Here is a 13036-nt window from a genome sequence, read left to right as displayed (position 1 = left end):
GTCCCGGAACGGGAGCTGGGCGGCCTCGTTCTCGCCGCATTACACGACGACACGCACGGTGACCGATCCCGCCGGGTTACGCGATGTCGGTGCTGATCGGATTCAGAAAGCGTGAATAGTTCCACAACGACCTTCGTCGACCAGTTGCCCCGGCTGCTGCCCGACGACGAGCTCGTGCAGCTGGCTGCCGGGCTCACCGCGGTGCCTTCCTTTACCGGGCAGGAGACGCCGCTGGCTTTCCACGTCCGCAATGTCCTCGCCCGCAATGACATTCATGCATACCACCAAGAAGTGCAGCCGGGCCGATTACAGACCGTCGCACGGCTCGGCCCGGAGCGCGGCACACCCGCGCTGCTGCTCAGCGGCCACCTCGACATGGATCCGCTCGGCAGCGACTTTCCCGGCGAGCCGTTCGCCGCCCGGCGCGACGGCGACCGGCTGTACGGGGCGGGCCTGCACAACATGAAAAGCGGCCTCGCCGCGATCCTCGGCGCGGCTATCGCGCTGCGCCGCAGCGGGATCGGCCTGGAACGACCGCTGCTGCTCGAGTTCGTCGTCGGCGGGCTACATGGCGAGGTCGGCACGAGGCACGCGCTGCGCAGCGGCCTCACCGCGGACGCCGCCGTTGTCCCCGAACCGTATTCGGTGCGCAGGGTGATCACCCGCGTGCCCGCCGACCGCGCGGTGGTCCGCGACATCACCGAATTGCTGCCTCAGGTCTCGAATTTCCAGGTCGAAGAAACCGGATCGGCGCTGCCCTACTCGTACTGCGGAAACGACACCACTGACCTGAGCCGGGCAGGCATCGAATGCTGCCTGTTCGGGCCTCGCGGCGACGCAACGGATACCGAACATCACGTCCTGATCAGTGAAATGCGCGCCTGCGCGGACACTCTCGCGGTACTCGCGGCCCGCCGCTGCGGCTGAACCCGCTACCCAGCCTTGGCGACCAGCGCGGCTTGCGCCCGAGCCACCCGCGTCCCGACCGCCTCCTCGTCGATGGTGCACAGCCGACCGGCCCGAACGACCTCGCGCCCGTTCACGATCAGCGCCGCGAGGGGCGGCGCCGAGCCGAGCACGAGCGCGGTCACCGGGTCGTCGATGCCCGCGTGCGCCGGGGTGTCCAGCCGCCACAGCGCCAGATCGGCGAGCTTGCCCGGTTCGATCGAGCCGATCTCGGCGTCGCGGCCGAGTACCCGCGCGCCGCCGATGGTGGCCAGCGCCAACGACGTTCGCACGGTCATCGCGCGCGGGCCGCCCCTGTTGCGCGCGAAGAACAGGGCATTGCGCGGCTCCTCGATCATCGAGCTCGACTCGTTGCTCGCCGCGCCGTCCACCCCGAGGCCGACCGGGACCCCGGCGTGCACCAGGTCCGCGGTACGCGCGATACCCGCGCCGATCCGTGCGTTCGAGGTGGGGCAATGCGCCACCCCGGTACCGGTTTTCGCCATCGCCTCGATCGCCGAGTCGTCAAGGTGGATCGCGTGCGCCCACCAGACGTCGGCACCGACCCAACCGAGCCGCTCCACGTACTGCGCCGGTGTGCAGCCGAATGTCGCGGCGCAATAGTCCTGTTCGTCGATCGTCTCGGCGACATGGGTATGCAGCCGCACTCCCGACTCGCGCGCCAGCACCGCCGACTCCCGCAGCAGATCCGGCGTCACCGAGAACGGCGAGCACGGGGCCAGCGCGATGCGCAGCATCGAGTCGAACGACGAATCATGGTGGCGGGCAATGGCCGTCGCACTGTCGGCCAGGATCTCGTCCAGCGTTTGCACCACGTGATCGGGGGGCAGTCCGCCCGAGCTGACACCGAGATCCATCGAGCCTCGGCACGGATGGAAGCGCAGGCCCACCTCGGCCGCCGCGGCGATCTCGGCGCCGAGCAGATCTCCGCCCTCGCGCGGGAACACGTAGTGATGATCCGTCGTGGTGGTGCAGCCGGTACGGGCCAGCGCGGCGAGCCCGCCCGTCGCCGCGATCCGCACCGCGTCCTCATCGATGCCCGCCCAGATGGGATAGAGCGTGGTGAGCCACTCGAACAGCGTGTTGTCCGCGGCGAGCCCCCGGGTAATCCACTGGTAGAGATGGTGATGCGTGTTCACCAAGCCGGGCGTCAGCAGACAGCCACGGCCGTCGATGCGCCGCACCGCGCCGTCGCCTGCGGGCGCCGCGCCCGCGCCGACGGCCTCGATCCTGTTGCCGCGCAGCACTACATGACCGTCGCGATATTCGGTGCCGACCGCGTCCACGGTCGCGACGGCACACCCCTCGATGACCGTCACCGCGTCCATGCGGGCCCGGCCTCCGGTGCGTCGGCCCGCTGCACGGTCGCGTGGATCAGGCCGTACGGACGATCCGCGGCGATGTACACCTCGCCGTTGTTCTCGATACCGAAACGTTCGAGGTCGTAATCGAAGTGGTGCTTGTTCGGCGCCGCCAGCCGGATCTCCGCGAGCACCGGGTAAGCCTCCAGTGCGGCCTTGCCCATCTCGAACAAGGTCTGCTGCAACGCCTTCGAGTGCTGCGTCGCGAAAGTCTCGACCAACCGCGCCCGGATACCGGCGTACACCTCGTCCCAGGCGATGCCGGTGGTGCCCGCGAACCGCCATTCCACCACCAGCGCGGTGGCCAGCATCCGGTCGTGCGTCGGGGCGAGCACGGTGAATTCGTCGGTCAGGAAGTCGGCGAACTCCGAGCCGGTCGACTTCAGAATCGTCAGGTCCTTCACCCCGCCGATCACCCAGGCCTGCCGGTCCGCACCCGCGCCTGCCACCGTCACCGCCGCGGTGCGCACCTCGGGACCTTGCCGGACCCAGGTGTGGTCGTGTTCGTGGCCGTCCACCGAAACCCGTTGCCAGGCATACTCGTCGACCTCGATCCGCGCGCTGGTCACCGGTTCGATGTCATCGACGAAATGGCCGGCCAGCGCTAGCGCGTAGTCCTCGATCGTTTGTAGCCCTGGCTGTTTCGCGTAGGCGTACGCGGTCTGCTTCTGGGTATCGGTGGGGAGCACCTTGCGCTGATCGCCCGCGACGTAGGCGTCGGCGAAGTCGCCGCGCAGCACGGTGGACACGTTCACGTCGCGGATCTCGTGGCGGGCGCGCTGCCGCCAGATCCGGACGATCCGGTTCTCGGCCTTGCCGTATCGGTGGTCGGACAGCACGATCGGCCCGGTCAGTTCCATGCTCGTTCAGCTCCCTCGATAGGTGGAAAAGGCAAAGGGCGACAGCAACAACGGGACGTGGTAGTGCCGCTCCTCGGTGACGGCGAACGCCACGGAGACCTCGGGATAGAAGGTGTCGACCTCGTGTCCGGCGAAGTAGGCGCCGGTGCCGAACACCAGCCGATAGGTCCCGGCCGGGAGCGCACCGCCCAGTGCGGGGATCCGGCCGTCCGCGTCGGTCGCCGCCGAATCCAGCTGCTCGGCACCGCGATACAACGTCACCGCGACGTCCTGCGCGGGCGCACCGCGCATCGCGTCCAGCACGTGCGTGCTCAGCGTGCTCATCGGGCCGCCAGCAACGCGCGCAACCGAAGTCGATTGATCTTCGCCAGTTCTGTTCGCATAACCCGCCTTTCGGTCTCGGCATCGTTGCCGAGTCGTTCGTCGAGGATCGCGAGCAGCTCGCTACCCGATCTGCCGCTCGCGCACACCAGATAGCGATGACCGAACCGCGCCTCGTAGGCCCGGTTGCCGTCCGCGAGCGCCGACCGTACCGCGTCCCCTGCCGTGGCGACCCCGGCTTGCTCACGCGCCGAGGCCGCCGTGCGGCCTCGCGCATCCGCGGTTCGCAAGCGCTCTTGGTCCGGTCGCTCGCCGATCCGGGGATGCCCGGCGAGCGCGCGATCAATCTCGGACTCGGGCAGCCCGGCCAGCACGGCGTCGGCCGCGTCGAGCAGCGCGCCGACGCTCGGATACGGGCGCCCCGCGACGAGTGCCCGCGCCCATTCGGGCGAAGAGCAACACGCGAGCAATGCCTCGGTGGCTGCGCCGTCGGGCATCGCGTCGAACCGGGCCAGACCCGCAACGTCGTCTGTCATCGCACCAGCATCGAATACGACCCGCCCGGACGCCACCCGGAAGAGATACCGCGCCCCCGGCGTGTCGCCGCAACGAAAGCGGCCGGGCAGGGCCACGAGCAGCACTCTTCCGGCACGCGCGCACGGCGGTTCCGGACTACCGTCGTAACCATGGCTGTACCCGATCGCCCGGCCGCCCCGCCCGGTTGCGCGGGCATCGTGCTCGCCGCGGGCGCCGGAACACGCTACGGACGGCCCAAAGCGCTGGCCGAGGACGGTGCCTGGCTGCGCGGCGCGATCGCCGCGCTGCGCGACGGCGGCTGCGATCCGGTGATCGTGGTGCTCGGCGCTACCGGCCCCGATCCGGCCCTGCTCGACCTGCCCGCCGGCGTCCAGCACGTCTGGGCCGCGGACTGGGCCACCGGGCTCGGCGCGTCCGTCCGGGCCGGGCTCATCGCGGCCGCGCGCACCCCGGCGCGCTACGCCGCGATCATGCCGGTGGACACCCCCGACGTCGGCGCCGATGTGATCGCCAGGGTCACGGCCGCGGCGTTCGCCTCGTCCAGCGGCCTCGCCCGCGCTGTGTTCCACAACACACCGGGCCATCCCGTTGTGCTCGCTCACAAGCACTGGACCTCGATATGTCAGGAGGCCGTAGGAGATTCGGGCGCGCGCACCTATTTGTCGCGTAAGGCGGATATGGTGTGCGTCACGTGCGACGATTTGGCGACGGGCGTCGATCGTGATTACCCGGCCTCGTCCGCACGCTGATCGGAGCGAGCTGATGCGGGACATCGTCGATGACCTACTGCGAGTTTGGCATTCCGGGCGGACCGGTGGGCTGGCCACCATAGTGCGCACCATGGGCTCCGCGTCCTTACCGATCGGCTCGGCGATGCTGGTCGACCCGGACGGTGGCGTGTACGGCGCGGTCACCGACGGCGGGCTCGAGGAGATCGCCTACGAGGCCGTGCTGCAGGCCGCTCGCACGGGTCGGCGCGCGTTGCACCGCTACGGCGTGGCTACCCGCACGGAAGGCGCATCGGACGGCGACGGCACCATGGACGTGTTCACCGAACCGTTCTCGCGCAGACACTTTCCCGAGTTTCCCCTCGTCGCCGCGGAGATCGCCGCGCACCGGCGGATCACCGTGTTCACCGTCGTCTGGAATTCCGACGCGGACCTGATCGGCCAACACCTGGTCACCGACAAGAAGCACGGCACCGAGCTGCTCGCGCTGCCGGACTCGGACGTGTTCGTCGCGTCGTTCGCTCCGCCGCCGCGGCTGATCGTCTTCGGCGCCAACTCTTTTGCCGCAGCGCTGACCGTGCAGGCGCGGCTGCTCGGCTACCGGGTCACCATCTGCGACTCCAGGGAGAACTTCGCGAAACCGGAGAAGTTCCCCGGCGCCGAGGTGGTCGTCGACTGGCCGCACCGGTACCTGAACACGCTGTCCTCGGCGGGCGAAATCGACAGCGGCACCGGCATTGTCGTCACCTCGCACGATCCGAAGTTCGAGATCCCGTTGCTCACCGTCGCGCTCCGACTACCCGAGCTCGGCTACCTCGGCGCCATGGGTTCGCGCACCGTGCACACCCAGCGCATGGAAGACCTACGCGCGGGCGGCTTCACCGAAGCGACGCTCGCTCGCCTGCATTCTCCCGCCGGACTCGACCTGGGCGCCCGCACCGCCGCCGAGATGGCCGTCGCGATCGCCGCCGAGCTGATTGCCGCCAAGACCGAACAGTCCGGGCGGCACTCGCTGTCCAACAACACCAAAGCTCCGCTGAAAACAGTTGTCGGACTGAATAATTAGGCTTTCAGGCCCGGGTTCTCCGCATACACCTCACGCAACACCGACAGGTCGAACAGCTGATCGGCCTTGATGTCGAGCTTGGCCGCCCGCAACGCGGCGACGTTTTGCTCGATCAGTTTGTCGGTCATGGTGAGCAGCCCGTTGGCGGTCGCGTCCGCCGAGGTGACCAGATCGTTCTGCGCCTGCGCCTCTTTCGTCTGCTCGGCCAGGTCGAGCTTCTGATCCTTGCCGTACACCTCGACCGCGAGCCTGGCGGCTTCGGCGGGGTTGGCCACCGCGTCCTTCCAGCCCTTGATCTCCGCGACCAGGAACGCCTTCAGCTTGTCCCGCTCGTTGTCGATGGTGGACTGCTTGACGGTGAGCGTCTCGGCCGTCAGCGGCAGGTTGTAGTCGGCGAACAGGAAGTGGGTGTTGGCGAATCCCTTGGCCGTCAAGGTGATCGGCTCGTTGGTCACATAGCTGACCCAGCCGTCGACCTCGCCGTTGGCCAGCGGGGACGGGTCGAACTGCGCGGGCACGATGGTGACATCGCTCGGCTTCAGGCCGTTGGCGGTGAGCAGGGCGTTGAAGATCAGCTGGTTGGTGTCCTGCACACCGATTTTCTTGCCCTTCATGTCCTCGGGCGTCTTGATCGGCTTGGCGGCCGAGCTGACGATCGCGAAGGGGTTCTTCTGATAGGTGGTGGCGATGATCTTGCCCGGCAGGCCCTCCAGCACCGCCTTGGCGGTGGTCTGCGGGGCGGACAGGCCGAGCCAGATCTTTCCGGTGTCCAGCCCGGCCTCCACCGAGGTGCTTGCCGCGCCGCCCGCGATGAGGTTGACCGAGCCGAAACCGGCTTCTTTGAAATAGCTCTTACTGTCCGCGAAGTACTCGCCGGCGAATTCGATGTTCTTCAGCCAGGACAGCTGCACCGCCACGGTGCCGAACTTGGAGCCGTCCGCGGTGGAACCGCCCGAGGCGTCGGTGGAACTGCCGCCGCACGCGGCAAGCAGACCGGTGCCGCCGAGGGCGGCACCGGCCAGCGCGGAGTAACGAAGGAGAGACCGTCGGTTCAGTGTCGGCCCGAACGAAGAGCGTTGCACGGGTGTCATGGGCCGAATCTAGGTCGATTGCGTTTCATTTTCTTTACTTTGGCGTTCCGGATATTGATTTGCTCGAATTTCACCGCGTTTCCCCGCGAAAACAGGGCTCAGTTTCTACCGGCATCGGCACCGAAGCGGGCCAGCACCAGGTTCTCGATCACGCCGACGATCGCGTAGAGCAGCACCGACACGATCGTGACGATGACGATCGATGACCACAGCTGGTTGTACTGGAACGTCGGGATGGCGCGAATCAGGCTGGCGCCGAGTCCCGTTCCGCTGCCGAGCCATTCGCCGAGCAGCGCACCGATCAGCGCTCCCGGCACGGAGATCCGCGCGGCCGCGAACACCGAGGGCAGCGCGGCGGGCACCGCGACCATCCGCAGTCCGGTCCATTTGGACCCGCCGTACGCGGCAACCAGGTCCAGCGCCTCCCTCGGCGCGTTGCGCAAACCCGCCATGATCATCACCAGCGCCGGGAAGAACACCACGATCGCGGCGAGCACCGCAACGCCACCGAGTCCGCGGCCGAACACCAGCACGATGATCGGGGCGAGCACCACCAGCGGCACCGAGCGCAACAGCATCGCCACCGGCAGGAAGGTCTGCTCCACCGCGGCGAACGACACGAACAGCGCGGCCACCACCAGCGCCGCCACCATGCCGAAGCCGAAGCCGATCGCCGCGTCCCGCAACGTGATCTGCAGATCGTCGACGATCACCTCGCGCGCCGCGCTCGCGCCGGGCGACGTCACCAGATACCGCCAGATGTCTTCCGGCGACTTTCCCACCCGCGGCCCGACCTGTGGAAACGCCTTCAAGAAGACGTACCAGATCAACAGCATCAACAACAGCGAGGTGAACAACGGGAACAAGAACTTCCCGATCCGCCACACAACCTTCATCGCACCTCCTCCATGCCCCAGGTAAAGCGTTGCACGCCAAGCCCTTCGGTCATCGCGACTCCTGGGTGGTCCAGGGGGCGACGAGGCGGGCGGCCAGCGCGACGACCGCGTAGCCGAGACCGGCCAATGCGGCGGCGGCCAGCGCCATGCCCCAGGTGCGTGGCACGTTGTAGGCCGTCTGGGCGGCGGTCAGCGCGACACCGATGCCGCTGTCGACACCGCCGAGGTACTCGCCGATGATCGCGCCGAGCACCGCCGAGGGTGCCGCGATCTTCAACGCCGCGAAGGTATTCGGCAAGGCGGAGATCAACTGCACCCGATACAGCTGCTGCCACCGCCCGCCGCCATAGGCACGCACCAGGTCGAGGCTTGTTCTATCGGCCGAGCGCAAGCCCGTCACGGTGCCGACCATGGTGGTGAAGAAGCAGTACATCGCGGCAAGGAACACCGTCGGGGTGCGGCCGCCGAACACCACCAGAATGATCGGCCCGAGGGCGAGCAAGGGCGTGCAGTAGCTCAGGATCGCCAGCTGCGTCGCCAACGATTCGATCTGCGGGATCAGCATGATGAGAATCGCCAGCGCGATGGCCATCCCGTTGCCCCACAGGAAGCCCTTCAGCGCGCCGAGCGCGGTGATCCGGAAGTTCGGCCCGTAGAGCCCCCATCCGTCGGTGTACATGGTGTGCAGCACCGTCCACGGGCTCGGCACGGTGCCACCCGCGACGCCGAGCGCCGCGAGCAGCCACCACACCCCGATCAGCCCACCGACGCCGAGCAGTCCGCCGATCCGCTTCATGCTCGTCCTCCCCGCCGCACGCGGATCGCGACCGACCGCATCGACTGTCCGTATGGGCGCATCCGCTGCCATCCCGGCCTGGCCTGCCACTGGCAGCGCGCCGGTCGTTGCTCCGTCATACCTGCACCGCGCCCGTGCTCGACTTGCCCGCGGCGGTGCCGAGCGCTCCGCCGGTGCCGGACTTTCCGAACAGCAGCTCCGACAGATAGTCGTGCAGCCGGTGGAATTCGGGCGTGCGCATCATCTCCGGCGTGCGCGGACGCGGCAGATCGATCTGCACCAATTCCAGCACCCGGCCCGGCCGCGGACTCATCACCGCGACCACATCGGAGAGGAACACCGCCTCGGCGATGCCGTGGGTGACCATCAGCGTGGTCGCGGGTTTCTCGGTCCAGATCCGCAGCAGCTCGAGATTGAGGCGCTGCCTTGTCATGTCGTCCAGCGCGCCGAACGGTTCGTCGAGCAGCAGCACGGTTGGCTTCACCACCAGCGCCCTGGCGATCGAGACGCGCTGACGCATGCCGCCCGACAGCTGCGCTGGCTTGGCCTTCTCGAAGCCGTCCAGCCCGACCAGCTGGATCAGGTCCGCGATCAATGCCGGGTCCGGCGTGAGGCCGGCCACCTGCAAGGGCAGCTTGATGTTCGACTCCACCGAGCGCCACGGCAGCAGCGCCGAGTCCTGGAACGCGATGCCGAGTTCGTGCCTGCGAACCAGCTCGGCGGGCGTCTGGCCGTCGATGAGCGTCTTGCCCGCGCTCGGCGTCTCCAGTCCCGCGAGAATGCGCAGGACGGTCGACTTACCGCAGCCGGACGGGCCGAGCAATGACAGGAAGGTCCCCTGTTCAGTGTGCAGGTCAACGGAGTCCAGCGCCGCCACCGTCTTACGACCGACGCGGAAGGTTTTGGTCAACCCGCTGATGTGAATTCCGGTCCCCCCGGTACTACTTTCCGTGCTCATAGCCGTCACCCTAGAAGGGGTCCGTTGCACAGATATTGCGAATCGCGACCCCAGATTTCGCAATCGTTACGCGAACCCGCGTTCCCCGCCGGTTTTTCGCTCAGTGCGAGCCGATATCCGGGCGGTGGATGACATCGGTCGGCGCGCTGGTTGTACAGCAGGTGAACCCGATCATCTCGCTGCTCGACGCCAAGCTGCATATCGCAGGCTCGGAGATTCTCTGGCGCGAGGTGATCGGCAACGGCTTCGGTCTTGCCTCCGCGCTCGGCGGCATGCGGCGGCGCGTCTGGGCCTGGCCGATCGGCATCGCCGGGAACGCGCTGCTGTTCACCGTTTTCGTCGGTGGCGTCTTCAACACTCCGCAGCATCTGAACATGGCAGGCCAGGCGGGGCGCCAGCTCATGTTCATCGCGGTAAGCGTCTACGGCTGGTGGAGCTGGCATCGGCACGCCAACGAGACCGGCCTGGAGCATCGGGGTGTCGAACCGCGCTGGGCGAGCAATCGCGAACGCCTCATCCTGGTCGCCGCCATGTTCGCAGGCACCGCGGCGTTCGCGCAGATCTTCGCGCTGATCGGCTCCTACGGCCCGTGGGCCGAGGCCTGGATCTTCACCGGCTCGGTGCTGGCGACCTACGGGATGGCGCGCGGGCTGGCCGAGTTCTGGCTCATCTGGATCGCCGTCGACATCGTCGGCATCCCGCTGTTGGTGCGGGCGGGCTACTACCCGTCGGCCACCCTGTACTTCGTCTATGCGGGCTTCGTCGCTTGGGGATTCGTGGTCTGGATGCGCAGCATTCGCCCCACCAGCACCCCGGACACCGTGTCGCTCGCCGCGACACCATGACGCGCTAGCGGGCGCGCAGTCCGTTGAGCATGATGTCCACCACCCGATCGATCGCCTCGGGATGGGATTCGCCTGGGCGAGTGTAGATCTGGAGCGTCATCAGCTTGGCGATGTCCGCTGGTCCGATGTCCTCGCGTAGCGTGCCGTCGGCCTTGGCTCGCGCGGTCATGCGGTTGATCAGATCTGTGACGGTGCCGCGCACCTCGATCAGCTCGGGGTCGGCCCGGATTCGGGAGTGCGCGACGGGTTCGATCGCGGAAGACAGTCCGCCGACGCCCTTTTGGACGCACTCACGCAGGAATCGGGCGAGCGCCGCCCAGGCGTCGGGCTCCTCGCGCCAGGCCGTCGCGGCCGCGTCCGCGAGCCCGGCCAGGTAGGCGCTGGCGGCGGCGGAGATCAGTGCGTCGCGATCGGGAAAACGGCGGTAAAGCGTGCCGACCCCGACGCCCGCGCGGTCGGCGATCTCCTTCATCGGCACATCGACGCCTCGTTCACGGAAGACGCTCAGTGCCGCCGCGAGGATCTGATCCCGATTGCTTCTGGCGTCGGCGCGCAGCTCCTCGGCCGCCATCAGTGCCTCCTATCAGGACATATCGAGTAACTGGACGAAATTCTTCCACTTAGCGTACGCTATAGCTAAGCGGACGAAATTCGTCCAGTTAGTTGAAAAGGTGTCACCATGAACAAGACAGTGCTGATCTCCGGAGCGGGCGTCGCTGGTTCGACGCTGGCCTACTGGCTGGCGCGACGGGGATACGAGGTGACCGTGGTTGAGCGCGCGGCGGCGCTGCGTTCGAGCGGAAATCCCGTCGACGTGAAGGGTCCCGCGGTGGCCGTTGCCGAACGGATGGGGATCATGCCGCGGCTGCGCGCTGCCGGCTCAGCCGTCGACCGGATGACCTTCGTCGATGCCGCGGGCAAGCCGGTGGGACGGGTTCCGCTCGCAGCATTCCAGGGCTCGAGCGGTGATCGAGAAGTAGAGGTACCCCGCGCCGACCTAGCCGCGATTCTGCTGGAAGCCAGCCGCACCGAGGCCGAATTCGTTTGGGGCGATACCGTTACCGCCCTCACCCAAGACGGCGATGGCGTCGATGTCACCTTCGCCGGTGCGCCTGCCCGGCGCTTCGATCTGGTCATCGGCGCCGACGGGCTGCACTCTACGGTCCGGCGGCTGGCCTTCGGCCCGGAACGCGAATTCGTCAGGCACAAGGGCATGTACGTCGCGACGATGCCGATCGACGCACCCGTCGGCTCGGATCGAGAAGTGGTCATTTACAACACTCCGGGCCGCGCGGTCTCGGTGCATCCGACGCGTGGACGCGCACTCGCCGCGTTCATCTTCCGTCACGACGCCGTGCCCGGTTTCGACCACCGCGATCAGTCGAGCCACAAACGCCTTGTCGCCGAAGCATATTCAGCTGGTGGCTGGCGACTGCCGGACTTGCTGGACCGCATGCACGCAGCTGACGACCTGTACTTCGACGCCGTCAGCCAGGTCGATCTGCCCACCTGGTCGACCGGACGGATCGTCCTGGTCGGGGATGCCGGATCGAGCCTGTCCTTGTTCGGTGACGGCTCTACCCTCGCGATGGCAGGTGCGTACACGCTGGCCGAGGAGTTGGGCGAGGCCACCGATGACCCTGCGGCAGCCTTGCGTCGTTACGAGGCGAGGCATCGAAAGCTGGTGCGGTCCAAGCAAGGTGGCTTCCGGATCGCCGGTGCCCTGCTGCTGCCCGCCACCCGAACCGGCCTCACGCTTCGTAACGCGGCGACGCGGTTCATGCCCGCGATTGCCGGCCTGCGGGCTACCCGATCAGCGCCAGCAACCGTCTCGTGAAGGCCGAAACACGTTGCGGCCCTTCAGTCGTGCTGTGCCGCCGCGTCGGCGAGAAGCTTGGCGAGCGATTCCCCCATGGTGGCGGAGCGTTCGAAGTGATAGCCGCGGTCGGCGGCATGACCGGCGTAGAGATGCCAGACCGACGAAGCGAGGAGGCGGGCAATGGCTTCCTGGTCGGGTCGCTCGGCATCGGCCGGGGTGCCGATGTATTGGGTGACGATGCCCTCGACCAGGCCGACTATCCCGTACACGACGGGACGGTAGGGCAGCACCTCGATGCCGAGGATCCCGCTCCAGGACGAAACCTGTTGCCACAGCGTCTCGGCGACCCGATGCCTGCCGATGGTCAGGCTGGTTTCCCCGGTCGCCTGCCCGTGCACCCAACCGCTCTGGCCGTAGCGGTACAGCTTCGGATGCGCTGCGGCCCAATGCACGACGGTGCGCATCACATCGAGAATGATCTCCTCGAGGGTCTTGGCCGGGTCCAGCGTCAGGACGCGCTCGACCTCGCCGACGTACCGTTCGACGATGAACTCCCGGACGCGCGAGTCCAGGTCTTCGCGATTGTCGAACTGCCGGTAGACCACCGAGCGGGCCAGTCCGGCCCGCTCGGCGATCTGCTGGATCGAGACCTCGACGTTCGGATCGTTCTCCTCGATCAGCGCGACGGCCGCCTCGAGGATCTGCGCCTGCCGAGTCGAATTGTGTGCGTCCCACCGTTGCCCGCCCGAGCGCCTGCGATGGCTGCGCATGTGGGCGGGCGGTTTCACGGAT

Annotated in this window: 15 protein-coding genes; 5 read left to right on the top strand and 10 right to left on the bottom strand. The window is 67.7% G+C overall.

Going from position 1 to position 13036, the window contains the following annotated elements:
• The first annotated feature begins 111 nt into the window (after positions 1-111).
• Positions 112-927, top strand: a complete 816-nt coding sequence (locus tag ACIA8C_RS30310) for a M20/M25/M40 family metallo-hydrolase (protein WP_397140583.1) — start codon at positions 112-114, stop codon at positions 925-927.
• Positions 928-932: 5 nt separating this feature from the next.
• On the opposite strand, the gene ACIA8C_RS30305 is transcribed toward ACIA8C_RS30310, so the two are convergent.
• Genes ACIA8C_RS30305 through uraD form a run of 4 tightly spaced genes read right to left on the bottom strand, consistent with a single transcriptional unit; the run spans position 933 to position 4044 of the window.
• A complete protein-coding gene (locus tag ACIA8C_RS30305) occupies positions 933-2294 on the bottom strand; it encodes an 8-oxoguanine deaminase (RefSeq protein ID WP_397140581.1) in 1362 nt (453 codons plus the stop codon).
• Positions 2282-3187, bottom strand: a complete 906-nt coding sequence (gene pucL / locus ACIA8C_RS30300) for a factor-independent urate hydroxylase (protein ID WP_397140579.1) — start codon at positions 3185-3187, stop codon at positions 2282-2284. The genes ACIA8C_RS30305 and pucL overlap by 13 nt, the downstream gene beginning before the upstream one ends.
• 6 nt (positions 3188-3193) lie before the next feature.
• Entirely contained in the window at positions 3194-3511 is a 318-nt protein-coding gene (gene uraH / locus ACIA8C_RS30295; protein WP_397140577.1) for a hydroxyisourate hydrolase, read from the bottom strand.
• Complete coding sequence (gene uraD, locus ACIA8C_RS30290; protein ID WP_397140576.1) at positions 3508-4044, bottom strand: 2-oxo-4-hydroxy-4-carboxy-5-ureidoimidazoline decarboxylase; 537 nt, start codon at positions 4042-4044, stop codon at positions 3508-3510. The genes uraH and uraD overlap by 4 nt, the downstream gene beginning before the upstream one ends.
• A 150-nt stretch (positions 4045-4194) precedes the next feature.
• Here uraD and ACIA8C_RS30285 point away from each other — a divergent pair, with 150 nt between their 5' ends.
• Both ACIA8C_RS30285 and ACIA8C_RS30280 read left to right on the top strand, forming a co-directional pair.
• Positions 4195-4794, top strand: coding sequence for an NTP transferase domain-containing protein (locus tag ACIA8C_RS30285; RefSeq protein WP_397140574.1), 600 nt, complete (start codon positions 4195-4197; stop codon positions 4792-4794).
• Positions 4795-4807: 13 nt separating this feature from the next.
• Positions 4808-5839 (top strand): XdhC family protein, encoded by a 1032-nt coding sequence (locus tag ACIA8C_RS30280; RefSeq protein ID WP_397140572.1) that lies wholly within the window; start codon positions 4808-4810, stop codon positions 5837-5839.
• On the opposite strand, the gene ACIA8C_RS30275 is transcribed toward ACIA8C_RS30280, so the two are convergent.
• From ACIA8C_RS30275 to ACIA8C_RS30260, 4 genes are all read right to left on the bottom strand, one after another.
• Positions 5836-6930 (bottom strand): ABC transporter substrate-binding protein, encoded by a 1095-nt coding sequence (locus tag ACIA8C_RS30275; RefSeq protein ID WP_397140570.1) that lies wholly within the window; start codon positions 6928-6930, stop codon positions 5836-5838. The two genes, ACIA8C_RS30280 and ACIA8C_RS30275, sit on opposite strands and share 4 nt — an antisense overlap.
• Positions 6931-7028: 98 nt before the next feature.
• Positions 7029-7826 (bottom strand): ABC transporter permease, encoded by a 798-nt coding sequence (locus ACIA8C_RS30270; protein WP_397140568.1) that lies wholly within the window; start codon positions 7824-7826, stop codon positions 7029-7031.
• A gap of 49 nt (positions 7827-7875) precedes the next feature.
• A complete protein-coding gene (locus tag ACIA8C_RS30265) occupies positions 7876-8622 on the bottom strand; it encodes an ABC transporter permease (protein ID WP_397140566.1) in 747 nt (248 codons plus the stop codon).
• Positions 8623-8737: 115 nt separating this feature from the next.
• Entirely contained in the window at positions 8738-9580 is an 843-nt protein-coding gene (locus ACIA8C_RS30260) for an ABC transporter ATP-binding protein (RefSeq protein ID WP_397140564.1), read from the bottom strand.
• Positions 9581-9741: 161 nt separating this feature from the next.
• Here ACIA8C_RS30260 and pnuC point away from each other — a divergent pair, with 161 nt between their 5' ends.
• A complete protein-coding gene (gene pnuC / locus ACIA8C_RS30255; protein ID WP_397140864.1) occupies positions 9742-10425 on the top strand; it encodes a nicotinamide riboside transporter PnuC in 684 nt (227 codons plus the stop codon).
• A 4-nt stretch (positions 10426-10429) separates the two neighbouring features.
• Here the strand turns inward: pnuC and ACIA8C_RS30250 are convergent, their stop codons facing one another.
• Positions 10430-10996, bottom strand: a complete 567-nt coding sequence (locus tag ACIA8C_RS30250; RefSeq protein WP_397140562.1) for a TetR/AcrR family transcriptional regulator — start codon at positions 10994-10996, stop codon at positions 10430-10432.
• A 108-nt stretch (positions 10997-11104) separates the two neighbouring features.
• Here ACIA8C_RS30250 and ACIA8C_RS30245 point away from each other — a divergent pair, with 108 nt between their 5' ends.
• Positions 11105-12262 (top strand): FAD-dependent oxidoreductase, encoded by a 1158-nt coding sequence (locus ACIA8C_RS30245; protein ID WP_397140560.1) that lies wholly within the window; start codon positions 11105-11107, stop codon positions 12260-12262.
• Between the two features lie 23 nt (positions 12263-12285).
• On the opposite strand, the gene ACIA8C_RS30240 is transcribed toward ACIA8C_RS30245, so the two are convergent.
• A complete protein-coding gene (locus ACIA8C_RS30240) occupies positions 12286-13032 on the bottom strand; it encodes a TetR/AcrR family transcriptional regulator (protein WP_397140558.1) in 747 nt (248 codons plus the stop codon).
• Positions 13033-13036 lie beyond the last annotated feature (4 nt).

It is taken from the genome of Nocardia sp. NPDC051321 (assembly GCF_044455225.1).
Taxonomy (GTDB): Bacteria; Actinomycetota; Actinomycetes; order Mycobacteriales; family Mycobacteriaceae; genus Nocardia.
The sequence above is the reverse complement of the archived record's forward strand: the minus strand, read 5'-3'. Positions and strand labels throughout refer to the sequence as shown.